Origin of the sequence: Mycobacterium cajalii (assembly GCF_045809005.2) — a bacterium.
Taxonomy (GTDB): Bacteria; Actinomycetota; Actinomycetes; order Mycobacteriales; family Mycobacteriaceae; genus Mycobacterium.
This window is the reverse complement of sequence record NZ_CM141436.1, coordinates 5,499,928-5,525,902: the sequence shown is the minus strand read 5'-3', so window position 1 is coordinate 5,525,902 and position 25,975 is coordinate 5,499,928. Positions and strand designations below refer to the sequence as shown.

33 protein-coding genes and 3 pseudogenes are annotated in these 25,975 nt (G+C 66.9%); 19 read left to right on the top strand and 17 right to left on the bottom strand.

All coding sequences use genetic code 11. From position 1 onward, the window contains the following. The first annotated feature begins 162 nt into the window (after positions 1 to 162). On the top strand, positions 163 to 867 hold the full coding sequence (locus ACJ512_RS26395) for a DUF2334 domain-containing protein (RefSeq protein ID WP_407687196.1): 705 nt from the start codon (positions 163 to 165) through the stop codon (positions 865 to 867). Positions 868 to 903: 36 nt separating this feature from the next. Continuing rightward, the gene (locus ACJ512_RS26390; protein ID WP_407687195.1) at positions 904 to 2,571 is read left to right on the top strand and encodes an FAD-binding dehydrogenase; all 1,668 of its coding nucleotides are present in this window, start codon (positions 904 to 906) and stop codon (positions 2,569 to 2,571) included. Between the two features lie 183 nt (positions 2,572 to 2,754). On the opposite strand, the gene ACJ512_RS26385 is transcribed toward ACJ512_RS26390, so the two are convergent. Together ACJ512_RS26385 and ACJ512_RS26380 are read right to left on the bottom strand one after the other, a co-directional pair. After that, a complete protein-coding gene (locus ACJ512_RS26385) occupies positions 2,755 to 4,152 on the bottom strand; it encodes an IS1380 family transposase (protein ID WP_461479851.1) in 1,398 nt (465 codons plus the stop codon). A gap of 118 nt (positions 4,153 to 4,270) precedes the next feature. Beyond that, a complete protein-coding gene (locus tag ACJ512_RS26380; RefSeq protein WP_407689645.1) occupies positions 4,271 to 4,909 on the bottom strand; it encodes an MBL fold metallo-hydrolase in 639 nt (212 codons plus the stop codon). Here ACJ512_RS26380 and ACJ512_RS26375 point away from each other — a divergent pair. Genes ACJ512_RS26375 through purQ form a run of 3 tightly spaced genes read left to right on the top strand, consistent with a single transcriptional unit; the run spans position 4,886 to position 6,586 of the window. After that, on the top strand, positions 4,886 to 5,620 hold the full coding sequence (locus ACJ512_RS26375; RefSeq protein ID WP_407689646.1) for an ATPase: 735 nt from the start codon (positions 4,886 to 4,888) through the stop codon (positions 5,618 to 5,620). The two genes, ACJ512_RS26380 and ACJ512_RS26375, sit on opposite strands and share 24 nt — an antisense overlap. A gap of 55 nt (positions 5,621 to 5,675) precedes the next feature. Beyond that, positions 5,676 to 5,915, top strand: coding sequence for a phosphoribosylformylglycinamidine synthase subunit PurS (gene purS / locus ACJ512_RS26370; RefSeq protein ID WP_407689647.1), 240 nt, complete (start codon positions 5,676 to 5,678; stop codon positions 5,913 to 5,915). Next, positions 5,912 to 6,586 (top strand): phosphoribosylformylglycinamidine synthase subunit PurQ, encoded by a 675-nt coding sequence (gene purQ, locus ACJ512_RS26365; RefSeq protein ID WP_407689648.1) that lies wholly within the window; start codon positions 5,912 to 5,914, stop codon positions 6,584 to 6,586. Before purS ends, purQ begins: the two co-directional genes overlap by 4 nt. A 22-nt stretch (positions 6,587 to 6,608) precedes the next feature. On the opposite strand, the gene ACJ512_RS26360 is transcribed toward purQ, so the two are convergent. The 4 genes and pseudogenes from ACJ512_RS26360 to ACJ512_RS26345 form a co-directional block, all read right to left on the bottom strand. Beyond that, positions 6,609 to 7,076, bottom strand: a complete 468-nt coding sequence (locus ACJ512_RS26360; protein ID WP_407689649.1) for a YbjN domain-containing protein — start codon at positions 7,074 to 7,076, stop codon at positions 6,609 to 6,611. Between the two features lie 118 nt (positions 7,077 to 7,194). Then, positions 7,195 to 7,644, bottom strand: coding sequence for a cupin domain-containing protein (locus tag ACJ512_RS26355; protein ID WP_407689650.1), 450 nt, complete (start codon positions 7,642 to 7,644; stop codon positions 7,195 to 7,197). 3 nt (positions 7,645 to 7,647) lie between these two features. Then, positions 7,648 to 8,067: pseudogene (locus ACJ512_RS26350) on the bottom strand (pyridine nucleotide-disulfide oxidoreductase); the annotation flags it as partial. Between the two features lie 28 nt (positions 8,068 to 8,095). Further along, complete coding sequence (locus ACJ512_RS26345) at positions 8,096 to 8,782, bottom strand: haloacid dehalogenase type II (protein ID WP_407689651.1); 687 nt, start codon at positions 8,780 to 8,782, stop codon at positions 8,096 to 8,098. A 374-nt stretch (positions 8,783 to 9,156) separates the two neighbouring features. Here ACJ512_RS26345 and ACJ512_RS26340 point away from each other — a divergent pair, with 374 nt between their 5' ends. The 13 genes from ACJ512_RS26340 (at position 9,157) to ACJ512_RS26280 (ending at position 19,144) form a co-directional block, all read left to right on the top strand. Beyond that, positions 9,157 to 10,404: an ISL3 family transposase gene (locus tag ACJ512_RS26340; RefSeq protein ID WP_407689820.1), complete on the top strand. Its 1,248-nt coding sequence runs from the start codon at positions 9,157 to 9,159 to the stop codon at positions 10,402 to 10,404. Between the two features lie 295 nt (positions 10,405 to 10,699). Further along, a complete protein-coding gene (gene istA, locus ACJ512_RS26335) occupies positions 10,700 to 12,250 on the top strand; it encodes an IS21 family transposase (RefSeq protein ID WP_461479869.1) in 1,551 nt (516 codons plus the stop codon). Then, positions 12,247 to 13,023 carry an IS21-like element helper ATPase IstB gene (istB, locus tag ACJ512_RS26330; RefSeq protein WP_461479870.1) on the top strand — a complete coding sequence of 259 codons (777 nt, stop codon included), beginning with the start codon at positions 12,247 to 12,249 and terminating at the stop codon, positions 13,021 to 13,023. Before istA ends, istB begins: the two co-directional genes overlap by 4 nt. 21 nt (positions 13,024 to 13,044) lie before the next feature. Then, positions 13,045 to 13,245 (top strand): hypothetical protein, encoded by a 201-nt coding sequence (locus tag ACJ512_RS26325; RefSeq protein WP_407689841.1) that lies wholly within the window; start codon positions 13,045 to 13,047, stop codon positions 13,243 to 13,245. After that, entirely contained in the window at positions 13,245 to 13,805 is a 561-nt protein-coding gene (locus ACJ512_RS26320) for a hypothetical protein (RefSeq protein WP_461480172.1), read from the top strand. The genes ACJ512_RS26325 and ACJ512_RS26320 overlap by 1 nt, the downstream gene beginning before the upstream one ends. After that, the gene (locus ACJ512_RS26315) at positions 13,757 to 14,020 is read left to right on the top strand and encodes a type II toxin-antitoxin system RelE/ParE family toxin (RefSeq protein ID WP_461480159.1); all 264 of its coding nucleotides are present in this window, start codon (positions 13,757 to 13,759) and stop codon (positions 14,018 to 14,020) included. The genes ACJ512_RS26320 and ACJ512_RS26315 overlap by 49 nt, the downstream gene beginning before the upstream one ends. Further along, entirely contained in the window at positions 14,017 to 14,334 is a 318-nt protein-coding gene (locus ACJ512_RS26310; RefSeq protein WP_067971410.1) for a helix-turn-helix domain-containing protein, read from the top strand. The genes ACJ512_RS26315 and ACJ512_RS26310 overlap by 4 nt, the downstream gene beginning before the upstream one ends. Before the next feature lie 245 nt (positions 14,335 to 14,579). Then, positions 14,580 to 14,846 carry a transposase gene (locus ACJ512_RS26305; protein ID WP_461479890.1) on the top strand — a complete coding sequence of 89 codons (267 nt, stop codon included), beginning with the start codon at positions 14,580 to 14,582 and terminating at the stop codon, positions 14,844 to 14,846. Continuing rightward, positions 14,843 to 15,541, top strand: a complete 699-nt coding sequence (locus ACJ512_RS26300) for an IS3 family transposase (RefSeq protein WP_407686961.1) — start codon at positions 14,843 to 14,845, stop codon at positions 15,539 to 15,541. The genes ACJ512_RS26305 and ACJ512_RS26300 overlap by 4 nt, the downstream gene beginning before the upstream one ends. Before the next feature lie 83 nt (positions 15,542 to 15,624). Further along, positions 15,625 to 16,707 carry a tyrosine-type recombinase/integrase gene (locus tag ACJ512_RS26295; protein ID WP_407686960.1) on the top strand — a complete coding sequence of 361 codons (1,083 nt, stop codon included), beginning with the start codon at positions 15,625 to 15,627 and terminating at the stop codon, positions 16,705 to 16,707. Next, positions 16,673 to 18,586: a tyrosine-type recombinase/integrase gene (locus ACJ512_RS26290; protein ID WP_407686959.1), complete on the top strand. Its 1,914-nt coding sequence runs from the start codon at positions 16,673 to 16,675 to the stop codon at positions 18,584 to 18,586. The genes ACJ512_RS26295 and ACJ512_RS26290 overlap by 35 nt, the downstream gene beginning before the upstream one ends. Continuing rightward, positions 18,583 to 18,885 carry a hypothetical protein gene (locus tag ACJ512_RS26285; RefSeq protein ID WP_407686958.1) on the top strand — a complete coding sequence of 101 codons (303 nt, stop codon included), beginning with the start codon at positions 18,583 to 18,585 and terminating at the stop codon, positions 18,883 to 18,885. The genes ACJ512_RS26290 and ACJ512_RS26285 overlap by 4 nt, the downstream gene beginning before the upstream one ends. 76 nt (positions 18,886 to 18,961) lie before the next feature. Then, positions 18,962 to 19,144, top strand: coding sequence for an integrase core domain-containing protein (locus tag ACJ512_RS26280; protein WP_461480158.1), 183 nt, complete (start codon positions 18,962 to 18,964; stop codon positions 19,142 to 19,144). A 262-nt stretch (positions 19,145 to 19,406) separates the two neighbouring features. Here the strand turns inward: ACJ512_RS26280 and ACJ512_RS26275 are convergent, their stop codons facing one another. Together ACJ512_RS26275 and ACJ512_RS26270 are read right to left on the bottom strand one after the other, a co-directional pair. After that, on the bottom strand, positions 19,407 to 19,679 hold the full coding sequence (locus ACJ512_RS26275; RefSeq protein WP_407686957.1) for a ribbon-helix-helix protein, CopG family: 273 nt from the start codon (positions 19,677 to 19,679) through the stop codon (positions 19,407 to 19,409). A 2-nt stretch (positions 19,680 to 19,681) separates the two neighbouring features. Further along, positions 19,682 to 20,017, bottom strand: coding sequence for a hypothetical protein (locus tag ACJ512_RS26270; RefSeq protein ID WP_407686956.1), 336 nt, complete (start codon positions 20,015 to 20,017; stop codon positions 19,682 to 19,684). 722 nt (positions 20,018 to 20,739) lie between these two features. On the opposite strand from ACJ512_RS26270, the gene ACJ512_RS26265 reads away from it, so the two are divergent. Next, positions 20,740 to 21,048 (top strand): plasmid mobilization protein, encoded by a 309-nt coding sequence (locus ACJ512_RS26265; protein WP_407686955.1) that lies wholly within the window; start codon positions 20,740 to 20,742, stop codon positions 21,046 to 21,048. Positions 21,049 to 21,311: 263 nt separating this feature from the next. Here the strand turns inward: ACJ512_RS26265 and brnA are convergent, their stop codons facing one another. The 9 genes and pseudogenes from brnA to ACJ512_RS26220 all read right to left on the bottom strand — a co-directional run bounded on the left by brnA (position 21,312) and on the right by ACJ512_RS26220 (position 25,953). Further along, a complete protein-coding gene (gene brnA / locus ACJ512_RS26260) occupies positions 21,312 to 21,548 on the bottom strand; it encodes a type II toxin-antitoxin system BrnA family antitoxin (protein ID WP_407686954.1) in 237 nt (78 codons plus the stop codon). Further along, positions 21,538 to 21,801, bottom strand: coding sequence for a BrnT family toxin (locus ACJ512_RS26255; RefSeq protein ID WP_407686953.1), 264 nt, complete (start codon positions 21,799 to 21,801; stop codon positions 21,538 to 21,540). The genes brnA and ACJ512_RS26255 overlap by 11 nt, the downstream gene beginning before the upstream one ends. A 37-nt stretch (positions 21,802 to 21,838) precedes the next feature. Beyond that, positions 21,839 to 22,210 (bottom strand): TMEM175 family protein, encoded by a 372-nt coding sequence (locus ACJ512_RS26250; protein ID WP_407686952.1) that lies wholly within the window; start codon positions 22,208 to 22,210, stop codon positions 21,839 to 21,841. Between the two features lie 64 nt (positions 22,211 to 22,274). Beyond that, a pseudogene (locus tag ACJ512_RS26245) lies at positions 22,275 to 22,358 on the bottom strand (TMEM175 family protein); the annotation flags it as partial. A 38-nt stretch (positions 22,359 to 22,396) separates the two neighbouring features. Beyond that, the gene (locus ACJ512_RS26240; protein ID WP_407686951.1) at positions 22,397 to 23,104 is read right to left on the bottom strand and encodes a TetR/AcrR family transcriptional regulator; all 708 of its coding nucleotides are present in this window, start codon (positions 23,102 to 23,104) and stop codon (positions 22,397 to 22,399) included. Beyond that, a complete protein-coding gene (locus ACJ512_RS26235; RefSeq protein WP_407686950.1) occupies positions 23,097 to 23,777 on the bottom strand; it encodes a TetR/AcrR family transcriptional regulator in 681 nt (226 codons plus the stop codon). The genes ACJ512_RS26240 and ACJ512_RS26235 overlap by 8 nt, the downstream gene beginning before the upstream one ends. Before the next feature lie 86 nt (positions 23,778 to 23,863). Next, a pseudogene (locus ACJ512_RS26230) lies at positions 23,864 to 23,986 on the bottom strand (alpha/beta hydrolase); the annotation flags it as partial. A 105-nt stretch (positions 23,987 to 24,091) separates the two neighbouring features. Next, positions 24,092 to 24,889, bottom strand: a complete 798-nt coding sequence (locus tag ACJ512_RS26225) for a family 1 encapsulin nanocompartment shell protein (RefSeq protein WP_407686949.1) — start codon at positions 24,887 to 24,889, stop codon at positions 24,092 to 24,094. Beyond that, on the bottom strand, positions 24,889 to 25,953 hold the full coding sequence (locus ACJ512_RS26220; protein ID WP_407686948.1) for a Dyp-type peroxidase: 1,065 nt from the start codon (positions 25,951 to 25,953) through the stop codon (positions 24,889 to 24,891). Before ACJ512_RS26220 ends, ACJ512_RS26225 begins: the two co-directional genes overlap by 1 nt. Between the last annotated feature and the right edge of the window lie 22 nt (positions 25,954 to 25,975).

Genomic DNA, 25,975 nt, shown 5'->3' with positions numbered 1-25,975 from the left:
CCGACAGCCGTTTGCTGGATCGCCGCGGGGGCGGGCCGTGCCCGGCCCCGCACCCGACGTCGGAGCGCAGGAAGGGTTTGCGGGCGGGGCGGCGGCGCGATATACGCCTGCCGTCTGCGTGTCCTTCACCGTCCCGAAACTTGGAGTCGGCAAACTACGGGTGTGTCTGGAAAATTGATCGTCTCGATCTCGGGCATAGGTGACCGCACCTTGGCCGACGTCGAGGCGTTCTGCGGGGAAATGGATGCCCGCAACGTGCTGGTGTCGTTGCTGGTGGCTCCGAGGCTCAAAGGGGACTACCGGCTCGACCGCGACCCGCGGACCGTCGAGTGGCTGACCGCCCGGCGTGCCGGCGGCGACGCCATCGTGCTGCACGGCTACGACGACGCGGCCACCAAGAAGCGGCGCGCCGAGTTCGCGATGCTGCGGGCGCACGAGGCCAAGCTGCGCCTGACGGCAGCCGACCGGGTCCTCGAGCATCTCGGGCTGCGCACCCGGCTGTTCGCCGCGCCGGGCTGGGTGGTGTCGCCGGGCGTCGTCAAGGCTCTGCCGCAGAACGGATTCCGGTTGCTCGCGGACCTGCACGGGGTCACCGACCTGGTCCGGCACACCACCGTGCGCGCCCGGGTCCTCGGTATCGGCGAAGGGTTCCTGACCGAACCCTGGTGGTGCCGGATGGTGGTGCTGTCCGCGGAGCGGATCGCGCGCCGGGACGGCATGGTGCGGGTGGCGGTCGCCGCCCGTCAGCTGCGCAAGCCGGGCCCGCACCAGGCGATGCTCGACGCCGTCGACCTGGCGTTGATGCACGGCTGCACGCCGACGGTATACCACTGGCAGCGCGACAAGGCGATCGTCGACGCCGCCTGATCCCACGGCCCGGTCGGGGCACTACCCTGATCCGACATGAGCGATTCTTCGGCCGGCGGGTTCGCCGCCGACGCGATCATCGTCGGAGCCGGTCTGGCGGGCCTCGTGGCCGCCTGCGAACTCGTCGAACGCGGCCTGCGGGTGTTGGTCCTCGACCAGGAGAACAGCGCCAACCTGGGCGGGCAGGCCTTCTGGTCGTTCGGCGGGCTGTTCTTCGTCGACAGCCCCGAACAGCGCCGACTGGGGATCCGTGACAGCCATGAACTCGCGCTGCAGGACTGGCTGGGGACGGCGGCTTTCGACCGGGACGAGGACTACTGGCCCCGGCAATGGGCCTACGCCTACGTCGATTTCGCGGCCGGGGAGAAGCGCAGCTGGCTGCGTGCCCGGGGCCTGAAGCTCTTCCCGCTGGTCGGCTGGGCCGAACGGGGCGGATACGACGCGCTGGGACATGGCAATTCGGTGCCCCGCTTTCATATCACCTGGGGCACGGGACCGGCCCTGGTCGAGATCTTCGCCCGCCGGCTGCGCGACCGCTCGAACGTGCGCTTCGCGCACCGCCACCAGGTCGACGAGTTGATCCTCGAAGGGGGCGCGGTCACCGGCGTCCGGGGTAGCGTGCTGGAACCCAGCACCGCCCCGCGTGGGATGCCTTCCTCCCGAAAAGCTGTGGCGCAATTCGAGTTTCGTGCGCCGGGGGTGATCGTCACCAGCGGCGGCATCGGCGGCAACCACGATCTGGTGCGCAAGAACTGGCCCGCGCGGATGGGCCGGGTCCCCGGGCAGCTGCTCAGCGGCGTCCCCGCCCACGTCGACGGCCGGATGATCGACATCTCACAGCGGGCCGGTGCGCGGGTGATCAACCCCGACCGGATGTGGCATTACACCGAGGGCATCACCAATTACGAGCCGGTCTGGCCGCTGCACGGCATCCGCATCATCCCGGGCCCGTCGTCGCTGTGGCTGGACGGGGCCGGCAAGCGGCTGCCGGTCCCGCTCTACCCCGGGTTCGACACCCTGGGCACGCTGGAATACATCACCAGGTCCGGGTACGACTACACCTGGTTCATCCTCAACGCCAGGATCATCGAGAAGGAATTCGCCTTGTCGGGCCAGGAGCAGAATCCCGACCTGACCGGGCAGAGTGTGCGCGCGCTGCTGCGTAACCGTGCCAGTTCCGGGCCGCCGGCCCCGGTGCAGGCGTTTGTCGACCGTGGTGCGGACTTCGTCAGCGCCGATTCGCTGCGTGAGCTGGTGGCCGCGATGAACAAGCTGCCCGACGTGGCGCCGTTGGATTACTCCACCGTGGCGGCCGAGGTGACCGCCCGCGATCGCGAGGTCGCCAACAGGTTCAGCAAGGACGGCCAGGTCACCGCGATCCGCGCCGCCCGCGGCTACCTGGGCGACCGCTTCACCCGGGTGGTGGCGCCCCACCGGCTGACCGACCCGAAGGCCGGGCCGCTGATCGCGGTCAAGCTGCACATCCTGACGCGAAAGACGCTGGGCGGCATCGAAACCGACCTGCACGCGCGGGTGCTCAAAGCCGACGGCACGCCGCTCACGGGGCTGTACGCGGCCGGTGAGGTGGCGGGCTTCGGCGGCGGCGGCGTGCACGGCTACCGGGCGCTGGAGGGCACGTTCCTGGGCGGTTGCATCTTCTCCGGGCGCGCCGCGGGCCGGGGCGCGGCCGACGACATCACCTGAGGTTGGGCCCGCCCTAGCCTCGATTTTTCGTGCGGGTGGGGTTCGGGGGTGCTGAGCCATGAAGATCGCTGAGCGATAGCGATTTTGGGCTTGGGGTGTGTTTGGCCGTCCCGTGTCGCCGGGGTGGGCGGGCTTTCCTATGGCCGGTGGGTCTTTCGGGTCGTCGGGGCGGGTTTGCGGTGGTCAGGGGAAGGCGGCGCGGATGCGCTGCCAGGCGGTTGCGATGGCACCGGCCCAGCGCCAGGTGGCGTCGATGCGCAGCCGTAGTTGGCGGGCGCCGCGGGTGATGCGGGCCGCGACGTGTAGGACCCGGTAGCGGAAGGCGGTGATCTCGCAGCGGGCCAGCTGCGGGGCGTCGGTGAATCCGATCAGTTGGGCCCAGGCGACCAGATCGGCGGCGGCCAGGACGATTTCGAGCCAGGCGGCGTTGGACTGGAAATCATGACAGGGCAGGTTGGCCAGGCCGGCGGCTTTGGCTTCGCGGATGCGGTCCTCGACGCGGGCGTGCTGGCGGTGGCGCAGTTCCAGACCGGCCAGCTGCCCGGGAACCATCCCCGGTGGGGTGTCGGTGATGAAGGCGGTCACCCGCATGCCGTCGATGTCGGTGAAGCGCAGCTGCGCCCCGGGGTGTGGGCGTTCTTTGCGCAGCACCAGCCGGGTCCCGGCAGGCCAGGCCGACAGGTTGACCAGGCCGGTGGCCTCGGCCACCCACGCCCCGTCCCGGATCTGCCCATCGGAGTCGATCCCCGGATACCAGCCATCGCCGAGGTTGAGGGTGTCCACGGCGTCCTGGACCCGGGCATCGACGGGAAACCCGAAGGAGAACCCGACCCCGTGATCGCGGCAGGCCTGGGCAAACTTGTGGGTGGCTCCGGCGGAATCTGAGCGCACCACCACCGCCGGCGCGGCCGGGTTCTGCGGGCCGGGACGCCAATCTGCCGGCAGCGAATCCAAAGCCTGCTGAAGGACCGTGACGTGATCGGCGGCGGTATTGGATCCGGCGTTGCCTTTGCGCAGCAGCCCGGCCAGGGCCTCACCGCCGGCGATCTGCGGGCGGTCCAGAAACGCCAGCAGCGGGTGATGGCCGAACGACTTCTTCCACGTCGGGGCCGCCTGCGCCTTGTTGTCGGAATGGTCGATGACCAGCGTGGCGTCGATGTCGATGTACAGCGGCACACCCGCCGGGGGCGCGGCCCCGGCCGCCCAGGCCGCCGCCCGCGCCGATGCCCGCGCGGTGCGAACCTTCGGCAGGTGCGCGGCATCGATGCGATAATCGATCAGCCGCCACATCGTCGTTGTCGAGGCCTTGGCCCCGAACACATGCTCGCGATCCCCACACAACTGGCCGACCCCGTCGATGCAGTCCGCCCCGTCAGCCACCGCCGCGGCAAGATCGGCGAACACCGCACCCGGGGCATAAGTCCACGGCCCCTTGTAAGTATCGGCCAACACCGCCGTGACCTGCGCTGATAACCCGGTCAGATCGGCCAGTTCCCGCAACAGCCCCATCCCGGCGTGCGACACCACCCCGCGACCGTCCGCCGATACTTTCACCCGCCGCGTCACCGCGATACTCTTCACTTGCGAAGTGCCTTCCGCTCGCCATATGGAAACCTAGAGAATTCCCATTATGCGTTGCAGGACAGGCACTTTCGCGCATCAACACCCAGCTACTTCGGCATTCCGCGAAAAATCCGGGCTAGAAGGTGACCGCACTCTCCTCGGGTAATACCTGGAAGTCGGTGTCGGTCATCTCGGTGAGCCGCCCGTAGTAGAGGCCCCGGGCCTCGGGTGCGACGACGCCCTGGTGGATGGGCACCGCGCGCACGGGTGCCACCGCGCGCAGGTAGTCCACGGCCTCCGAGATCCGCATCCAGGGGGCCGCCGCCGGGGCGGCCAGCACGTCGACCGGCTCGTCGGGGACGAACAGCGCGTCGCCGGGATGCATCAGCCTGGCCGGATGGTCGGCGTCGCCCACCAGGTACGAAATGTTCTCTACCACGGGGATTTCCGGGTGTATCACCGCGTGCCTGCCGCCGACGGCCCGCACGGTCACCTCCCCGATCCGCAGCTCGTCGCCGACGTGTACCTCCCGGCACGGCGCGCCCAGTTGGGCGGTCGTCTGCGGGTCGGCGTACAGCGCGGCGCCCGGGTTGCCCTCCAGCAGCGACGGGAGCCGCGCGGTGTCGATGTGGTCGGGGTGCTGGTGGGTGACCAGGATGGCTGTCAGGCCGGTGGTCCCCTCGAAACCGTGCGCGAATGTGCCGGGGTCGAAGAGCACGCGGGTGTGGCCGAACTCGGCGAGTAGGCACGAGTGCCCGAAATGCGTCAGCTGCATGTCTACGATTGTGCCCGGACGAAGGTGGTGCCGATGCGGGTGATCCTGGCGATGATCGTGATCGCCGGTTGCCTGGCGGGTTCCCTGGCAGTCGTGGTGTCCGCGCACGCGGAGCCGGAAACCTGCCCACCCGTCTGTGATCAGATACCGGCCACCGCGTGGATGCCGGCGCGTGCCGTGCCGCTGGACCCCGTCTACCACTGGCCCGCACCGGCCGGTCTGGCGGTGCAGATCACCGGCATCGGCGACGGGGCCCGGTTCCGGTTCGAGGAGGTGTGCGCCACGCCGGCGGTCCCGCGGGATCCGCGCGCCGGCGCGGTCGCGGCCCGGGCGACCGTGGCGCACCCCGACGGCCAGTGGCAGCTGCAGGCGCAGATCCTGCACTGGCGCGGCGACACCGCCCGCGGCGGCCCGACCGCGGCCGCCGTGTTCGGCACCGCCGTCGCCGCGTTGCGCGGCTGCCAGCTCGGGGCGCCGCTGGAATCGCCGTCGGTCACCACCGACGGGCCCGACCGGGCGGCCGCGGTGATCTCCGGGCCGGTCATCGTGCACACCTACCTGCTCGCCCACCCGTCGAGCAGCACGATCGCCGAGCTCACGCTGTGGTCGTCAGCCCCGCCGCAGGTGCCCTGGCCCGCGATGGCCGACGAGCCGGTGCTCAACGCCATGGCCGCGCCCCTGTGCGAGGCGTACATCGCCTCGTGCCTGTGAAACCGCCGGCCGCCGGTAGAGTTGGCGCCGACAGAAACCGTCAGGAGGAGCGCCGGTGGCCCGGGTGATCGTCAACGTGATGCCCAAAGCGGAGATTCTCGACCCGCAGGGTCAGGCTATTGTCGGCGCGCTCGGCCGGCTGGGCCATCCCGGCATCTCGGATGTGCGGCAGGGCAAGCGATTCGAGCTCGAGGTCGACGACACCGTCGACGACTCCGCGCTCGCCGAGATCGCGGAGTCGCTGTTGGCCAACACCGTGATCGAGGACTGGACGATCACGCGGGAGGCGAGGTGACGGTGCGCGTCGGCGTCGTCACGTTCCCGGGTTCGCTCGACGACACCGACGCCGCCCGCGCGGTACGGCGGGTCGGCGCCGAACCCGTCAGCCTCTGGCACGCCGACGCCGACCTGCGGGGCGTCGACGCCGTGGTGGTACCCGGCGGCTTCTCCTACGGCGACTACCTGCGGGCGGGGGCGATCGCCCGGTTCGCCCCGGTGATGGCCGAAGTGGTCGGCGCCGCCGCACGCGGGATGCCGGTGCTGGGCATCTGCAACGGTTTTCAGGTCCTGTGCGAGGCGGGGCTGCTGCCCGGCGCGCTCACCCGCAACGTGGGCCTGCACTTCGTCTGCCGCGACGTGTGGCTGACGGTGGCGTCCACCGCGACGGCCTGGACGTCGCGGTACGAGCCGCGCGCGGACATCCTGGTCCCCCTGAAATCCGGGGAGGGCCGCTACGTGGCGCCCCGGGACGTGCTCGCCGAGCTCGAGGGCGAGGGCCGGGTGGTGTTCCGCTACCACGACAACGTCAACGGCTCCCTGCACGACATCGCCGGCATCAGCTCGGCCAACGGGCGGGTGGTCGGCCTGATGCCCCATCCCGAGCACGCCATCGAGGCGCTGACCGGGCCGTCCGACGACGGGCTGGGCCTGTTCTATTCGGCGCTGGACGCCGTTCTCGCGGTCTGAGCCGAAACCGCAGCGGCGGTGCTCAGCCGGCGTCGCGCAGCAGCGGCTGCTCCGGGTGCCACTCCACAACCGGGGTCAACTCGCCGAACAGTTCGATCGCGGCCGCGATCGTGTTGTCCACGAAGCGCGAGAAATCCTCGAAGGGGATGTCCTCGCGGATCCACTGCGACCGGCGGGCGATCACGCCGATGCGCTGCGGGTCGCAGGAATTGTGCACGATCGCGGTGACTTCGCGATCCTGCCGATTCCAGCCGTCCGCGAGGTGGGTCAGCCACGGGCGATCGGTGGCGGGGAAGAAACACGCGGGAACCACCCGAACCACCAGCACGTCGTCGTGCGCGGGGCACACCTCGAGGTGCACGTGCAGCCGTCGCGGGCGGGTGTTGGCGACGTAGAAGAAGTCGCCGTCGTGCTGGCCGCGGAAATACCGGCTACCGCGGGTACGCAGGTAACGTTCGATCAGGTCGGTGCAGAGCGGCTCACTCGTCATGAGTCCATGCTGCTGACAATGGCTTTGCGCAGCCTTGGAGCCAGGCTGGCCGGAACCGAAGAATCTGTTGAGAATTCGCTGAGTGCCGCGCCGGGAAACGCTCGGCCGACGAGCGGATTCAGAGCGGATAGAGCCCCGGCAGGTTGACCACGATGGCCTCCTGTGTGCTGCGGGCGATCACGACCTCGGCAGGTGTCGTCGGGTCGGGGTTTTCTTCGCGGTGCGGCAGGTAGGGCGGAATGAAGACGTAGTCGCCGGGCGCGGTCGCGATGCGCACCTCCCGGTCGCCGTCGTGGAAGACGAACTCCGGGTGGCCGGCGCGCACGTAGATCGCGGTCTCGGATTCGCCGTGATGGTGGTTGGCCGACGCGGCCTGCGGGGCGACGTGCGTCTCGCCCATCCACAGGCTCGCCGCGCCGACCGACCGGCCGGACAGGGCGGCGAAGCGCCGCATTCCCTCCGACTGCGCGGTGTCGGCGCTGAGCTCCGACGCCCGGACGTGGTGCACCCGCGGCGCGCCTGCCGCCGTGTCGTCGAAGTCGGGGTGAAAGCCGTCCGAGGTCGCCATCGCTCAATTATCGCGCGGGGCGTCCCGATACGCTTCGAGAAGTCTCAGCCACAGTTCGCTGATCGTCGGGATGCAGGGCACCGCGTGCCACAGCCGGTCGACGGGCACCCGCCCGGCGACGGCGACGATGGCCGAGTGCAGGATCTCGCCGACGCCCGGGCCGACCAGCGTGACACCCAGCTGGTGGCCCCCGTCGGCATCGACGACCATCCGCGCCCGGCCGGTGTACCCGTCCGCGTAGAGCTTGGCGCCCATCACGGCGTCACCGCTCTCGACGTCGACCGTGCGGACCCGGTGCCCGGCCTGCTCGGCCTGCCGCGCCGTCAGCCCGACCGCGGCGGCTTCGGGGTCGGTGAAGAAGGTCTGCGGCACGGCGTGGTGGTCGGCGGTCGTGGCGTGCGCGCCCCACGGCGCGGTGTCCAGCTGCTCCCTTCACTCGGCGCTGTGCATCTCAGTGCGGCCCGGCAAGCCGCTGTGCGAGGCGGCGCAGGTCGGCGACGACCAGGTCGGGCTGCGGCAGCCCGTCGACGGGCAGCGGCGGATTGCCCGGCCGCGTGACGAGGGCGGCGCCGAAGCCGACGTTCTGCGCGCCGAGCAGGTCCCAGGGGTGCGCGGCCACCATCATGCACTGGCCGGGGGACACCCCGAGCGTTTCGCACGCGTACCGGTACACCGCCGGGGCGGGTTTGAAGGCGTGCCGGGCGTCGACGCTGAGGCGCTGCTCGAAAAAGTGCGCCAGCCCGGAGTTTTCCAGCGCCGTGGGACCGTCCGGGTTGGGCGGTGAGTTGGTCAGAGTGGCCAGCCGGAAGCCGCCGTCGCGCAGCGCGGCGAGCCCCTCGCCCGCATCGGAGTGTGCCGGCATCGTGAGCAGACCGGTCCTCAGCCGGTCCAGGTCGTCGTCGGTCACGTCCACCCGGTAGGCCTCGCCCAGCAGGCGCAGCGCGCCCCGGGCGAGGGCGGAGAAGTCCACGTAGCCCTCGGTCAGCGTGACGGTCATCGAGTACATGACGAGCTGGGCAAACCATTCGCGCAGGATGCGGCGGTCGCCGAACAGCCGCTCGAAAAGCGGAGCCAGCGAACCGATGTCGAGGAGCGTCTCGTTAACGTCGAAAACGAGGACCGCCGGTGTGGTGGGCATGGCTGGTGATCACCGTTCTTCAGTGCGGGGATGTCAGGCCGTGCATACCCCAGCAGGCACAGACAAATCAGCGCCATCCCCGCCACCGGTCAGCGCAGTGCCACGCCCGCGGCGGCCGCGAAGCCGACGATCGTGACGAAGCTCACGATTGTCTGCCGTTTTGACGGTGAATCATCGACAAAATGGCTGGCGACGGAGCTGGCGAAAGTAGGGGTGTTATTCCCGACATCTGAGGTAAGACGGTTCAGTACTGCTTTGTGACGGCTCTTCTGCCGTAGTCGTGGGTCTGTGACCAGGGGGCTTGTGGCCCAACGCCGTGTCCTGCTTACGTTTTGGACTGTTATCGGGTTCAAGACGAAGGAGGGTGTACGGCGTTGGGTAAATCCAGGGTATTCGCGACGGTCCTCGGTGGCCAGGACATGGTCGTCGATGACGTGATGATCGAGACGGAGACTTCGCGCGGAAAACAGCCGGTGACCAGCGAGGTGCTGGTGTTTGAGGTGCGGCCCAAGGCGAACCAGGCCAGCCGGTGCTCGCGGTGCCGCAAACGCTGTGCGGGCTATGACGGCGGGGAGGGGATCAGGCGCTGGCGCACCCTGGATCTGGGGACGACGAAGGCCTATCTGCAGGCCGCAGCGCCGCGGGTAGCCTGCCCCGAGCATGGAGTGGTGGTGGCCCACCTGCCCTGGGCGCGGCCCGGGGCCCGTCACACCTGGGCGTTTGAGGACACAGCCGCGTGGTTGACCGCGCATGCCGCGATCAGTGTGGTCGCGGTGTTTTTGCGGGTGGCCTGGCGCACCATCGCCGCGATCGTGGGCCGGGTGGTCGCCGATGGCCGCGACACCAACGACCTGCTGGCCGGGTTGACCCGCATCGGCATCGACGAGATCGCCTACCGCAAAGGCCACCGCTATGTAACCTGCGTCATCGATCACACGACAGGCCGGCTGGTGTGGGCAGCCGAAGGCCGCAACCAGGACACCTTGGGCCGGTTTTTCGACCAGCTCGGCGCCCAACGTGCCGCGGCGTTGACTCACGTCAGCTGTGATGGGGCGGAATGGATTCACGCCGTGCTGCGGGACCGGGCCCCGGGTGCGGTGATCTGCCTGGATCCGTTTCATGTCGTGGCCTGGGCGCTCAAGGCCCTCGACAAGGTGCGGGTGCGTACCATGGCCCGCGCCGGTGTCCGCGACCGGCACGCGATGTGGGCGACCCGCAAGAACCCGGCCGATCTGACCGGTGAGCAACGCACCAGCCTCGCGTCGATCACGGCTACCAACGCCACGCTGTATCGGGCGTATCTGCTCAAAGAGCAACTCCGCGAAGTGTTTCGGGTCAAAGGCCGCGACGGCCATCGCCTGCTGGCCGGTTGGTTGTCCTGGGCGTCGCACTCGCGCATCCCGGAATTCGTTGCCGTAGCCCGCACCGTCCGCCGTCACAAGGAGCTCATCGGCAACACTCTCGACCACCAACTGTCGAATGCCCGCTCAGAGGCGACGAACACCCACCTGCGGGCATTGACCACGCGTGCGTACGGGTTTCACAGCCCTGAGGCGATGATCGGCATGGCCATGCTCACCCGCGGCGGCCTATGCCCCGCACTGCCCGGTCGAGCAGCATGAAACCAGACCCACAGAAACGTCAGGAGACCCTTTGTGACGCTCTAGTCATGTTATACAAATTTTTGTATAGTCGGGTTGTGAAGGAGGTCAGGTTCGTGGGGCGGGCGCTCGATGAGCTTAGGGAGTTTGCGTGTGATCACCTGAGTTGGCCCCAGTTGGGTCGTTTTTCTGCATGAATTTTGGCTCCACCTGGGCGGTGATCCGCTGGGCGGTGGGCTCAGCGTGTCGTCGCGAATATTGGCCCCACCCGGGATGCGATTTCCACGTCAGTCGTCATCGGCGTGGAGGTTCGGGAATGGCACGGTCGAAGGTGGAACTGTTCGAACAGATCAGGCGTGACAGGCGGGTCGAGGAGCTGTCGATCCGCGAGTTGGCTCAGCGGCATCGGGTGCATCGGCGCTCGGTGCGCCAGGCGTTGGCCTCGGCGGTTCCGCCGCCGCGGAAGGCCTACGGGCGGCGGCCGCGCCCGGCGATCGACCCGTATGTCGAGGTGATCGATTCCTGGCTGCTGGGCGATCACAAGGTGCCGCGCAAGCAGCGCCATACCGCGCGTCGGGTCTGGCAACGGCTGGTCGCTGAGCATGGCGCGCAGGTGGCCGAGGTGACGGTGTCGCGGTATGTCGCCCACCGCAAAAGCGAGCTGGGTCTGGACCGGGTCGAGGTGATGGTGCCCCAGACCCACGCCCCGGGCGCTGAGGCCGAGGTCGACTTCGGCGAGTTTTTCGCCACCATCGCCGGGGTGTTGGTCAAGGTGTGGATGTTCGTGATGCGCCTGTCGCACTCGGGCAAGGCTTTCCACGTGGGGTTTGCCACCCAGGCCCAAGAAGCGTTCCTGGAAGGACACGTGCTTGCCTTCGAGCATTTCGGTGCGGTGCCGGCCCGGATCCGCTACGACAACCTCAAGCCCGCGGTGGTGCGGGTGCTGCGTGGCCGGGACCGGGCCGAATCAGAACGATTCATCGCCCTGCGCAGCCATTACGGCTTCGACGGGTTCTTTTGCATCCCGGGCAAACAAGGAGCGCACGAGAAGGGCGGCGTGGAAGGTGAGATCGGCAGGTTCCGCCGCCGACACCTGGTTCCGGTGCCCAAGGTAGCGTCGTTGGCTGAACTCAACGAGGTGATCGCTGCCGCCGATTGGGCTGATGACGCCCGGGTGATCACCGGGCGGCCGGTCAGCATCGCGGCGGCGTTTGACGCCGAACGCGCGCATCTGTCACCGCTGCCCGATGAGCGCTTCGATGCGGCCCGGCTGCTGCAAGCCCGGGTCGATACCCGGGCCCGGGTCTGCGTGCGGCAGTGCTACTACTCGGTGCCGGTGCGCTACGCCGGGCGGCGCCTGGCGGTACGGCTGTCGGCGAGCCGGGTCGAGATCCTCGACGGCGCGCAGGTGGTGGCCGCCCATGAGCGGGCGGCCACCAAATACGCCCAGGTCCTCGTCTTGGATCACTACCTGGAAGTCCTCAAGATCAAACCGGGTGCGCTACCGGGGGCGACCGCGCTGGCCCAAGCCAAAGCGTGTGGGGCGTTTACCGTTACCCACCAACGGTATTGGGACGCCGCCCGCCGCGAACGCGGCGACCAGGCGGGCACCCGGGCGTTGATCGAAGTCCTGCTCGCCCACCGCAGCCTGCCCGCCACCGCGATGATCGCCGCGATGGACAAAGCAGTCGACGCCGCCACGCTGGACCCGCAGGCGGTGCTGATCGACGCCCGCCGCCACGCCGGCGGCGCGCTCGCGCCGGTCATCCCGATCGGTGCGCTGGCGCGCTACGACCGGCCCGCCCCAACGCTGACCGGCTACGACGACCTGCTGAGCACCAACGCCACGATCCAGAGCGCACCATGAGTGCTCGAACCCAGGACGCCGCCCAAGCCGCCATCGGTGCCGCGGCCCGCGAACTGCATCTGCCCACCGTCCGCGACGAAGCCACCCGCCTGGCCGAGATCGCCGTGCGGGAACGTCAAACCCACCTGGGCTTCCTCGCCGAAGTCCTCACCGCCGAAGTCGACGACCGCAACGATCGGCGCCGCGCTCGGCGCATCAGCGAAGCGAAATTCCCTCGCCTCAAACGGCTCGCCGAGTTCAACACCGACGCCGTGGCATCGGTCAGCGCCGCGCAGCTGGCCACTTTGGCCGGCGGCGCCTGGATCGACAACGGGCAACCGCTGGTGCTGCTCGGCGACTCCGGGACCGGCAAAACACATCTGCTCATCGGCCTGGGACTGGCGGCCTGCGAACAAGGCCGCCGGGTCCGCTACGTGACCACCGCACAGCTCGTCAACGAACTCGTCGAGGCCGCCGACGACCGGCAACTATCCCGCGTCGTTGGTCGATACGCCCGCCTGGACCTGCTGCTGCTCGACGAGCTGGGCTACGTCCAAATCGACACCCGCGGAGCCGAACTGCTGTTCCAGATCATCACCGAACGAGAGGAACGCGCCAGCATCGCCATCGGCACCAACCTCCCCTTCAGCGAGTGGGGAACTGTCGTCGCCGATCCGCGCCTGGTCGCCGCGATCGTGGACCGAATCACCTTCAACGCCCACATCCTCGAGACCGGCACCCAGTCCTACCGGCTACGCACCAGCAAGACCCGTCGAACCAAGAACACCCCCTGACCAGCGAAAGGAAAAACGACCATGCCCGACATCACCATCAACAGCGGCGACGCCGCCGAATTCGCCGACCTGCTGAGCTGCCTGCGCGACTGGATCGACCTCGAGCAAGACCAACTCGATCCGCTGCTGACCAAACACGGCTACGACCTCACCGGCCTGCGGGTCGGCCTCGACCAACTCAGCGCGCTGCTGAGCCGCAACGACGACGAACCGGTGTTCTGATGCCAGACACAACCACAACCACCGAGCACCTCACCGCCGGCCAACTGGCCGACCGGGCCGCGCACGCCATCTACCAGCTCAACCACCGCACCCACCCGGGCGGTGACGACCTCGTCTATCCCGCCGACACCGCCGCGATCATCGCCACCCTGGCACACATGACCGGCATGCTCCCGCAGTTGCTCGCCCAGCTCACCCGCTGGCTGGCACACCAGCACCAAACCGGCAGGCTGACCCTCGACTCACTCGCGCCGCAGCCCGACCTCGCCCCGACGATGCACGCCCTGACCAGCAGCCTGCAACACGCCATCGAACACGCGCAGCACACCGCCGCCGAACTCGACACCGCACACCAACACGCAACGCACCTCGCCGCTGCCGAACCAGCCACCAACGATCAAGAACCGAACACCGCCACATGGGGCCAAAATTCATGCAGATCAGTGGGGCCAAACCACTTGACGAAACGCAGGAGTTCCCCGATCACGCGAGACATGACTCCGGCGTTGAGCTGTACCGCGTACAGCAGGGGCTGGACCCGAAGGACTGGAAGCCGATGAGCACTGTCGGCCCGGGCGTCCGGGAGATCCGAGTCAAAACCGCCGAGGGCATCTTCCGCACCATGTACACGACGGTGATCGGTGAATGCGTCTACGTCCTGCACTGCTTCACGAAGAAGACCCAGAAGATACCGAAGTCGGCGAAAGACCTCTGCAAGAAGCGATTGGAAGCGGCCCGTAGGGACGCAGCACACAGGGAAGGAGACACACCATGAGCGACGAAGTGCGGAGCTTCACCAACGTGTGGGACGCTATCGCGGACACCCCTGAAGAGGCAGCCAACCTGCGTGCCCGCGCTGACCTCATCCTCGCCGTCGGGAATCGGCTCACCGAGTTCGGGTGGTCGCAGACCACCGCGGCGCGCAACCTCGGGATCACCCAGCCCCGGGTGTCCGATCTCATCCGCGGGAAGATCAGCAAGTTTTCCCTGGACACGCTGGTAAATCTCGCCGCTCGGATGGGACTACGCACCCAGCTGGTCATCACGGCCGACGCGGATACACCGCACCCAGTCGGATCGGGCGGCTGAGCGGGTGCGGGCACGAGGCGATGTCGATGATCATCTGCCCTGTCCTCAGCTCCAGACGCGGTGCGCGTTCATGAGCACGTCACTGCCAAATATCTGAATGAACCGAAGGTAAGGTCCTGAAATGAGGTTCCCCAGAAACGGTGGACATCTGAGATAGCGGGACGGTGGTCCCCTGGAAGGATGTTCCTATGTCACGAGCTCGGCGATCGTATACCCCTGAGTACCGGGTGGAGGCCGCACATCGGGTGATCGACGGCAATCGGCGTGTTGCTGAGGTTGCCCGCGAGCTGGATTTGCACGAGAATCTGCTGCACACCTGGGTGCGTGATGAACGCCGGCGGATGGCCGCTGCCGGTGCTGGAGATCGATCCGATCCCGGTGGAGGCGAACCGCTTTCGACTGAGGAGCGGGCGGAGTTAGTGCGGCTTCGAGCGCAGGTGGCCGAGCAGTCGAAAGATATCGCGTTCCTGGAAAAAGCCTCGGCGTACTTTGCGGCAGCACATCGAAGGTGAGCAGATATGAGCTCATCGCCGCAGAGTGCGCCGACCACGACGTCACGCGCATGGCCGGCCTGCTTGGTGTGTCACGGTCGGGCTACTACAAGCACCTGCAGGTCCGCACCGCCGATGAGCCCGGCCCGCAGCTGCAGCGGCGCCGGGACCTGGAGGTCAAGATCTTGGCTCATCACCGTGCGTCGAAGGGCACCTACGGCTCACCGCGGATCACCGCCGATCTGCACGACGAGGGTGAGCGGGTGTCGGTCAACACGGTCGCCAAGATCATGGCCGAGCTGGGCATCGAGGGCATCAGCCCGCGCACGTTCAAGACCACCACCGTGGTCGACCCAGCGGCGTCATTTCCGCCGGATCTGGTCGGACGGCGCTTCGATCAGGGCCGCTGTGATGCGGTGTGGTGCTCGGATATCACCTATCTGACCTGCGGCGAAGGCGACATGTACTTGTGCGCGATCCGTGATGAGCATTCTTGGCGGGCCCTGGGCTGGAACACCGATGACCACATGCGCACCGAGCTGGTCACCTGTGCGGTCGATCGGGCGGTGTTCGTGCGCGGCGGCCGCGTCCATGGGGTGATCCTGCATTCGGATCGCGGCAGCCAGTACACCGCCCACGACATGGCCACAGCGTGTGCCGAGCACAGATTGCGCCGCTCGATGGGGGCCACCGGGATCTGCCTGTTGACCGGCTAATCGGGGACGCCAGAAGCACGTAAACGACACGCCAGCAAGGGAAATGCTTGACCTAAAGTATGCGGCGGAGTTGCACTTGTTTCATGACGATTCAGCATCAGCTGCGTCTGGAAGCAGGCGCCGATATCGCCTGGGTGTTGTCCGGTCCGGGTGCCGGGAAGTATGCGTTGGTCAACGAGTACCTCGGGTATCTGGCTGACCGGAATTATTCTCCCCGCACCCTGCGGGCCTACGGGTATGACCTGTTGGCGTTTTGTCGTTGGCTCGACAGCGTCGACGTCGAGTTGGTTTCGGTGACTACCGAGACCGTGCTCGACTTCATGCGGTACTGCCGGCAGACGCCGGTCGCGGGACGCCCGGCCAATGTGGTGTCGATGACCGGCAAACGTCTTGACCATTATTCCTCGACCACCATCAACCACCGACTTGCCGCGTTGACGGGGCTGTTCACCTTCCGGGCGCTGCGTGACCCCGGGCTGCGTAGCCCGATCCCCAGCGGCCGCGAAGCGCGGCGTGTCAGTGCCGAGGAACGCAGCGGTCTGCTCGGGCATCTGGTCCGGCCGAAACGACGGTCCGCGCTGCGCCTGCGTGAACCGCGGCGGCTACCGCGGGCATTGAATCGGCGCGAGACCGCGGAGCTGTTGTCGAGCCTGCGGACCTGGCGCGACCGGGCGCTGGCCGGTCTGATGTTGTTGTCCGGGTTGAGATCCGGTGAGCTGCTGACCCTTGAGGTTACCGACGTCGACATCGGGGCCCGCTGGGTGCGGGTGATGGGCAAAGGCGCCAAGGAGCGTCGCGTGCCTCTCGATATGGAGGTCGCAGGGTTGATCCAAACCTACCTGCTCACCGAGAGACCCGAGTCGACAAGCACCCGCCTTTTCCTGGTCGCCAAGGGCCCCCACCGGGGTCAGCCGTTGACCGCGGCCGGGCTGCGCACGATCTTCCGCTATCACCGGGCCAAGTCCGGAGTGCGCGCTGGTCACCCGCATGCGTTGCGTCATACCTTCGGCACCGCGATGGCCGAGGCCGGAGTGGATCTGGCGGTGATGCAGGCACTGCTGGGACACTCCCACATCGACACCACAGCCCGCTACATCCATCTGGCACCCACCCATGTCAAGGCGGAATTCGATGCTGCCCGAACACGATTACGTTCCCGCACCTGAGACACCGGCGCAGATCTACGCCGCCTACCTCGTGCACCTGCAACGGCGAGACCGCGGCAATACCGCCTACGCCCAGGCCGCCCGCTCGTTTTTGCGGCGCTGGCCCCGAGTCCAGACGTGGGCTGACATTCCCCTCGACAAGCAGCTGGCCGCGAACTGCTCGACACGCCCGTTCATCACCTTCTTGATGGTCAGCCGACGCCTGCAACCGGGCTACGACTACCTCGTGCACCGTAAACTGTCGAGCCTGTGGCATGAGCTGACCGACAGTTGCCTGCAACCCGATCTCGAACAGTTCATCAGCGCAGCATTGGAATTGGGCTTTTCCGAACGGGTCGCCTCAGCCATCGGCTCGCAGATCATCGCCCGGCTGCTGATCCAGACCGCCCAGCCCCTGACCGAAATACGGGAAAGCGATCTGCAGGAATTGCTGCATGCCTGCGATGTTCGCCAAGAACGTACCGGACGCGGTGCCAAACACTATCGCAGCACCACCCACAGTGCCCGCCAGATCCTGTTCCACCTCGGCGTGCTCGACAGCCAAGCGCGACCGGCGGTCACCGCGTTGACCCTCGAGCAGCGGATGGTCGACGTTCCTGCCGCGCTGCGCCCGGCGTTCGTGGCCTACCTGAACCGCAAATACGCCACCTGCGTGCCCAAAACCGTCAGCTCGCTGGCCACCCGATTGGCCCATTTCGGGCGCTACCTCGCCGCCGCCGATCCCAGCTTGACCTCGCTCAATCAACTGGACCGCCGCCGGCACATCGAGCCGTTCATCACCTCGCTGACCACCGCCACCAACAGCGTCACCGGTGAGCCGATCACCGTCGCCGATAGGATCAGGCGCATCCATGCGGTGGGCAACTTCCTGGCCGAGATCACCGAATGGGGATGGGACGACGCCCCACCGCGGCGCCTGATCTTCCGCACCGATCTGCCTCGCCCACCGCGCTTCCTGCCCCGGTATCTGCCCGTCGACGCAGACCGCAAACTCACTGCCGCACTGGCGAAATCACCCTACCGACTGGCCGCCGATGCGCTGCTGGTGCAGCGGGCATGCGGACTGCGCATCGGCGAACTGCTCGACCTCGAACTCGACTGCATCCACGAGATCCCCGGACAAGGATCCTGGCTCAAAGTTCCCCTCGGCAAGCTCAACTCCGAACGCATGATCCCAGTCGACGACGAGGTCCTCACCCTCGTGGACCGCATCACCACGATCCGCTCCTGCGGGCGGCCCATGATCCATCCCCGCACCGGTGCACCCGCAGACTTCCTGTTCACCCACCACGGAAAACGACTCTCCCAGAACGCAGTACGTGAAGAACTGAAGCGGGCAGCCCAGACCGCCGGCCTGGAGCACATCACACCGCACCAACTGCGGCACACCTACGCCACCGCGTTGATCAACGCCGGAGTATCACTACAAGCCCTCATGGCACTACTCGGCCACGTCTCCAGCCAGATGAGCCTGCGCTACGCCCACCTCTTCGACCACACCGTGCGTACCGAATACGAACGCGCCCTGGACCTGGCGAAAAGCCACATCGGAGCGCTGCCGACCACCACAGCCTCACTGCCGATCACCGATATCACCGGCACCGGATGGAAAGACGCACCGGCCATCAAATCCCGCCTGGCCGGCGGCTACTGTCTACGAGCGCCTGCGCAAGGATCCTGCCCCTACGCCAACATCTGCGAACACTGCCCAAGCTTTCACACCGACGCCACCCACCTCGCCGTCCTTGCCGCCCAACGCATCGACGCCCAGGATCTGGCCGCAGACGCAGAAAAACGAGGATGGATCGACGAAGCAGACCGCCACCGCAAGCTCGTCTCCAGACTCGACGCCCTCATTGCCCAATCGGAACCCGCATGAAGGAAAGCATTCTGCTGCGAGTCGAACGTGTCTGCGCCGAGCTCGCCACCTCAGGCCAGCCCATCACCTTCACCGCCGTCGCCGAAAACGCCCAGATCAGCCGCACGACGCTCTACCGCGACCACCAACTACGCGCCATCGTCGACGAACACCGCACCCGACAAACCGACGCCCGCACCCTCACCGGCCTGGCCACCGAAGTCGCACACCTGCGAACCGCCGTCGAAGAACTCGCCGCCGGAGTCAAACGCCACGAAGAACAACTCCGCAAGCTCACCAAATCAGCACCCCGACGATGAACCATTCCGCCCGACACCGCGACTCCATGAGCCCGGATTAGCCGGTCAATGTTGGGACAACGCCGGCGCCGAATCGCTGTGGTCAACGTTCAAGCACGAATGCTACTACCGGCACGCCTACGCAACAAAAGCGGAATTGATTGCAGCAGTTGACAATTGGATGCATTTCTACAATAATCAACGAAGGCATTCAGCAATCGGGATGCGCTCACCTATCAACTACGAGTGCTCGCTGACTGTCACCACGGAAGCAAGTTAACCGTGTCCACTTTTTTGGGGGAACCCCAAAACCCGAACGTGTGGACTGGCCGATCTGCCGCGGTCCATGGGGGTAGATTTCCGGATTGCAACAAAGGTCAGTTGTCTATGCCGCTTCGCTTGACTGTCAGCAACAAAAGGGCTGGTAGGAGTCCGATGATAGGCATGGGGTGTCATTTGCGACTCCTGAGGTAGGTCGACTGGCTGTGTTGAAGCTGTACAAGCGACAGGAGCACCGTCTCGTCGCGGGCTGGCCTGCTCCGTCACGCCCCGATGCGTCCGAGGTACTCATCGAGCGCGTGGCGCATGACCTCGCTGGGTGTGGTGTGTTCGGCGGATACATAGGCATCTAACCGCTTGTTCAACTCAGCGGGCAATCGTATGGTGCGTGTCGGGCTGGAACCCCGGCGGCTCTCACCGACCGGGCGGCCCATCCGCAGCGTCGATCCCATCTCCAAGGGGCCGGCAACCGTGTAGTCACCGGACTCGACGGCGCGGCTCATCTCGGCGTAGTCCTTCGCGCTCCGCTTAGCCATCGTTAGTTCTCCTTTCCATACTGCGGACCGATGAACAGTCGCTGCCTCACCACCTGACCCCGAAGATCGATGGCGCTTCCTGAAATGTCGTAGATATCATTCGCGGTTTTCTCGGTGAGCAGCATCGAATGGAACACTGCCCAGGTCTCTCCATCCTCATCCTCGGCGGCAACCTCGATCCAAGGTTCTTGCCCAACCTGGCCCACGAACATGTAGGAGTCCGCATCGGGATATGGCGTGATGATCGCGTACCGCAGAAGCGGATACGAGATCACCGCGCGCATCTCATCACCTGTAATGCTGTGCTGCCACGCGTGAGGCAAAATTTCGATGCGCACACTGGATAATTGTAAGACACTTATAGCCATCTCACAATGCTTGACGTTGAACGCCGCAGCGAAGCTCGCCAGCTGTCTTTACCGGCACCGGATGGGGGTAGATTCCCGACTTGTCACCAAGGTGAGGTACCTGTGTCATTTTTGGCCGTAGAAATCGGCAAAATCGCCGCTAAAAGCGTCGGCGGGGGCATGGGGTGTTGTTCGCGACATGGGAGGTGGCCCGTGTGCGTGGGTCTACTTGAGCGCCGTTGAGTGTGGAACCGGAGGGCGTGGGCCGAGTGCTGGCTAAGCGAATCCGCCCATGTACTTGAGCTAAAGCGTCGCGGTGGATGTCGGTAACCGCTCGGGAGGGCGAGTAGCGCCGTCTTGTACCTGAATGACGTATCCGCAGTATCGTAGTTGTTCGTAGTATATTGTAGGCGTGCGGGTTGACTGGAGTAAGCGGGCCGGCTACATCGGGGAGCGGCACGGCATCTCTGTGGCCTGGGCGGATGAGGCGGTTAACGACCGTCACGCCGTCTGGCAAGTGCCTGACCCGGCCAGCCGGTCGGGCCTGTTGATTCGGGTGATCGGTTATTCGCCGTCAGTACGAGCGGTGCTGACAGTGATTTTGATATCCCCGACGCGGACCCTGATGAGCGCCCCGACGGCGAGTGGTGGGGCAGCAATGCCTGGATGGCGAATGAGCAGGACCGGAGTCTCTACAGTGAGGAGCAGCAAGAATGAGCCGGATTGATGATTTGCTCGCCGACGAAGGCGCGCGTGCGGAGGCCTACCAGGGTGGCCCGGTGCCTGGGCATGTCACGACCAGCCGTCCCAATCTTGGCCGTCAGACCGTGGTTTCGGTGCGCTTGGCAGCCGATGAGCACGAGCGACTGAGTCAGGCCGCCCATAAAGCGGGAATGTCGCTGTCGACCCTCATTCGGGTATGGGCCGTTGATCGACTCCACGCCGAAGATCATGGTGAGTCGGGCACCATAGCCGAACGGCTGGCACGGCTCGAACGCGAAGTGTTCAAGCGGCCGGCCTAACGGCGGCACCTGTCTGGCGCCACCTTCTCGGCCGAGCGCCAAGGGGGTAGATTCCCGACTTGCAACAAATGTCAGCTGTTTATGCCGCCTCGCTTGACTGTCGGCAACAAAAGGGCTGGTAGAGGCTCCTGGTGGGGCGGGGGGGTGTTACTCGGGACATGTGAGGTGACATGCATCAGTGCCGCCGGTAGCGATTCCACGGACCTCCTCAATGGCGACGCCAGCGGGTTGGCGGACTCAGGGCACCTGGTGCCGAGTGGCAGTCAGGCCGCGGTGTGACCGCCGTTGTCAAGTTTCTCTGCGATCCAGACTTTGATGAGTGATTGCCGGGTGACTCCGAGCCGGGTTGCTTCCCGGTCGAGTTCGGCGATCATCCAGACCGGGAAGTCGACGTTGACCCGCCGGTGTTCCGCTCCAGGGCGCCGCGCCCGCGCGGTATCGAGGGCAGCTGACATGTCCTGGCCGCTGTCGAACCATTCGTCGAACTCGCTAGCTTTCATAGATTGCTGCCTCTCCTTCCCGTGAGCGGCGTACAGAGATGATTCGAACACGATCATCTCGATAGGTCACTACTGCTGACCAACATCGACCGTCGATCTGACCGATCACCATCCACCTCGACTCGTCCGTCGTGCGTGCCGGTACTTCAATGCGGCGCGGATCCGACCAGATGGACTGTGCGGCATCGAAGTCGATGCCATGCTTGGCCAGGTTTGCCGCGCTCTTGGCGGGGTCAAACTCGAAGTCAAGCATGTGCAGAAATTATACCGTAATGATGCAGATTTCACTGCTAGTCGGTGCGGGCCGCAAACCGACTCATGGCGGGCGATAGCAGGTAGATTAACGACTTGTCAGCAACGACCGCATCCTGAGCAGCCTGCGCATCCGCTGCGGGACGTCTTCGTGGGCGGAGTGATCGACGACCTCCCAGTACAGCGCCCAGATAGGTGATGTCGACGAGGACGAAGACGGACGCGTACGACGCCACGGGCGCCGCGGCCAGCCTGCTGTCGGCGATCCACTCGGTGGTGAAGGGGATCAGCGACACCGAGAACAGATGCGCGAAATTCGACCAGACCAGCCGCGGCGTCGGGCCCTTGGCGTAGCCGAGCAGGTAATGGTGGTTCACCGGGACGATGGCGATGAACCCGTAGCTGACCACATAGCTCAGCCCCGGGCCACTGCGGAAGCAGGGCGCCCAGGCTGTGGTCGTGCGGCGGCCTGAGCTGGAGGACCAGGATGGTGATGAGCACCGCGAACACGCCGTCGGAGAACGCGAGCACCCGTTCGCAGCCACCCCGCGTGCCCATCTTGGCGCCACCGTCCCGGCTCGTCCGTGTCGTCCCAGCTAAATGGGCGAATTGACCCAATATTGTGGGCCAGTAGGCCCAGAATTGTCCAGCTTGCGCTTACCCCGGGCGGGTCGTCGGGTGGCCGGCGCGGACCGCGTCGCAAAGGAGCGCACGTAGTCCACTGCGGCCTGGACTGCGAACCGCAGCGGGTCGCCGTCGCCGGTGGCGTGGGTGAGCATGGCGCCGCCCTGATGTGCGACGACCAGCGACACGGCCAGGTGGCGCGGGTCGGCGTCGGGGCGCAGTTCCCCGCGGTCGCGCATCGCGGTCAGGCCGGCCCGGAACAGCCCGATCCACTCGTCGTATCCGCCGGAGAGGTCGGCGTGCAGCTCGTCGTCGGCGTCGATGAGTTCGCCGGCCAGCGAGCCGTAGACACAGCCACCCACCCGGTACACGGCGTCGATGTCGGCCACGCAGGCGTCGGCCCACGCCTGCAGGGAGTCGAGGGTGTCGAGGGAAGCGAACTGCGGCTGCGCATGAAAGGACCGCACGTCGGAGCGGCGCGCGGCGACCACGTGGCGCGTCAGCTCGTGCTTGTCGCGGAAGTAGTGCGAGATCTGCGATCCGCCCACCTTGGCCGCGCGCCGCACCTGATCGATGCTGGTGTTGGCGATGCCGCGCTCGAAGATGAGGCGGGCGGCCACGTCGACGATGCGGGACCGGGTTGCCAGTCCCTTGCGGGTGAAGCGCGAATCCTCAGTCACGTCTGCGCCTTTGGCGTCCGGCCGGACGGGGGCTCCGCTCGGCGGGATCGGTGGCGAACATGCGGAGATAGTTGACGGCGAACCGGGTGGCGTCGGCGTGCGGCCATTCCGCCCGGTAGGTGAAGGCCAACGTGCCGCCCCCCTGGTGGGCGCTGACGACGACCACGGCCAGCCGGCGGGGGTCCGCGTCCGCCCGGAGCGCGCCGCTGTCCTTCATCCGCTGAATCGCGTTGGCCAGCAGGTCGATCCAGCGCGCGTACCCTTCCGCCAACGTGGCGCGCGTGGCGTCGTCGGATTTCGCCAGCTGCGCGGCGAGGGCATGGTAGGTCGGCATTCCCGCGTACCCGATGCGGCGCAGGTAGCGCATGTTGAGATCGATCCAGCGCTCGAAGTCGTCGAACGACTCCAGGCCGTGCAGCCCCGGCTGGCGGTGAAAGTCCAAAACCACGCCGATCTGGCGACGCAGGACCGCCCGGATCAGGGCGGCCTTGTCCGCGAAATAGTGCGCCAGCTGCGACCCGCTGACCGACGCCGCCCGGCGGATGTTCTCCATGTTGGCGGCCGCCAGGCCCTCGGCGACGATCAGCTGGGCGGCGGCCTGCACGATGCGGTCGCGGGTGGCGCGCCCCTTGGCGGTCAACCGTTGTTCGTCCTGAACCTCGGGCTCGGCCATCGCGTCAGGGTAACGTGCGCGCGCCCCGGGTTATGGGACATCCAGCCCAGGGAGCGCGTGGCGGTGCACGCCCCCGAGGGGTCTCGTCAGGGTGTCGGGTGGACCGTGGCGAGGAAGTCGCGGATCAGGCCGGTGACGTCGTCGTGCGCGGACTCCGGCAGGAAGTGTCCGCCGTCGAGCAGGTGGATCTCGGCATCGGGCAGGCCTCCTATTTTTGCGTCGGCCATCCCATTATGCACCCGGGCGCGCGGTTCGCCAGGGGCTTTGTGGGTCAAATGTCCCAATCGACGGCGCTGCGGGGCTCCGCGCGGCTGCTAGCAGCCCAGGCAGACCGACGCCTCCGCGGTGTAGCACAGGAACGTCATCGTCTCCTGCAGATACAGTTGCACCGTGTCGGTGTCGTGGCTGGTGTAGCCGATCGCGACGTCGGTGCCCAACTGCAGGTCGAAGTCGCCGCCGCGGGTGGTCAGCACCATGGCGCCGTCGATGGCGGGCGCCCAGATGATGTCGCCGCCGACCAGCCGGCTCAGGTGCTCGCGGATCGGATATCCGTGTTCGGTGGTCTCGCTGACCTTGGTGTAGACCTCGGCGGCCAGCAGCACCGAGTACGGCCCGTCGACACCGGCCAGCCGCAGCGCGGTCAACGCCTGCGAGATCGCATCCGGCATGTCGCGCGGATCCTCCGGCAACGTCACCGGGGGGTTGGAGGTGCAGCTGCGGATGCCGTCGATCGACGCCGCGGGGTAGCCCTCGAAGATCGCGCGGTCCTCGACGAAGGCCAGCTTCTTGGCGGCGGCCTTGACCGCGTCCCAGTCGGCGTCCTGCGCACCCCGCCCCACGTTGTCGATCTCGTAGCGGGACAGGGTGAACGGAACCCGCAGCCGCACAAGCGGTTTACTGGCGCGCAGGTGCGCGACCACGCCGTCGGTGGGCGCCTCCACGTCCAGCAGCCGTCCCGTGCTGACCGCCGCGGTCGCCGGCCCGCCGGGGCCGCTGACGTCGACCACCCGCCGGCCGGCGATGTGGCGTTTGAACGTCCGCGTGGCCTCGGTTTCGATCTCGTTCCACGCCGCTTCGGTGACCGGTGCCAGCTCGCGGTAGAGGTTGTTCATCAGGAGGTTCCTTTCAGGCTGCCGATCGACAGCGAGCCGCTTTCGGGGGTGGGGTCGGACGCGGAACCGGCCCGACGCCCCGGCGTGCCGGGCAGCGCCGGTGGGTCGTCGAGAAAGTCGACGGTGGGGGAGAAGAACATCCCCCCGGTCAGCGCGGTGGAGAAATCGAGTATGCGGTCCGTATTCCCCGGCGGATCGCCGAGAAACATGTTGCGCAACATCTGCTCGGTCACCGCAGGCCGGCGCGAATAGCCGATGAAGTAGGTGCCGTACTCGCCCGCGCCCACCTCGCCGAACGGCATGTTGTGCCGCACGATCTTCAGCTCGGTGCCGTCGTCGTCGGTGATGACGTTGAGCGCGATGTGGGAGTTGGCGGGCTTGACGTCCTCGTCGAGTTCGATGTCGTCGAGCTTGGTGCGGCCCACCACGCGTTCCTGCTCGGGTACCGGCAGCGACTCCCACTCCGGCATGTCGTGCACGTACTTCTGCACGTGCACATAGCACGACCCGGCGAAGTCGGGGTCCTCGTCACCGATCATGGTGGCGCTGAGCGCGATCGGGCCGTCCGGGTTTTCGGTGCCGTCGACGAATCCCAGCAGGTCGCGGTTGTCGAAGAACCGGAATCCGTGGACCTCGTCGACGACGGTGACCGCCCCGGCCATGGCTTTGAGGACTCGCCCGGCCAGCTCGAAACAGACGTCCATGCTCTCGGCCCGGATGTGGAACAGCACGTCGCCGGGGGTGGTCGGGGCCGTGTGCCGCGGCCCGGTCAGTTCGATGAACGGGTGCAGCTCGGCGGGCCGCGGGCCGCTGAACAACCGGTCCCAGGCGGCGGAACCGATGGAGGTGATCATCGACAGCCGCTTGGCCGGGTCGCGGAAGCCGAGGGCGCGCACCAGCCCGGACAGGTCGGGCAGCGCGTCGTGCACGGCCGCCTCCCCGCCCTCGTTGATCGTGACCACGAGGAAAATCGCAGCGGGCGTCAGCGGCGCGAGGATGGGTTGTGGCTGAACGGACGGCACTCTTTCGACCCTATCGTGAACGCCGCCGGGCCCGGCAGCCATGATGGTGGACGTGTCCGGAGAG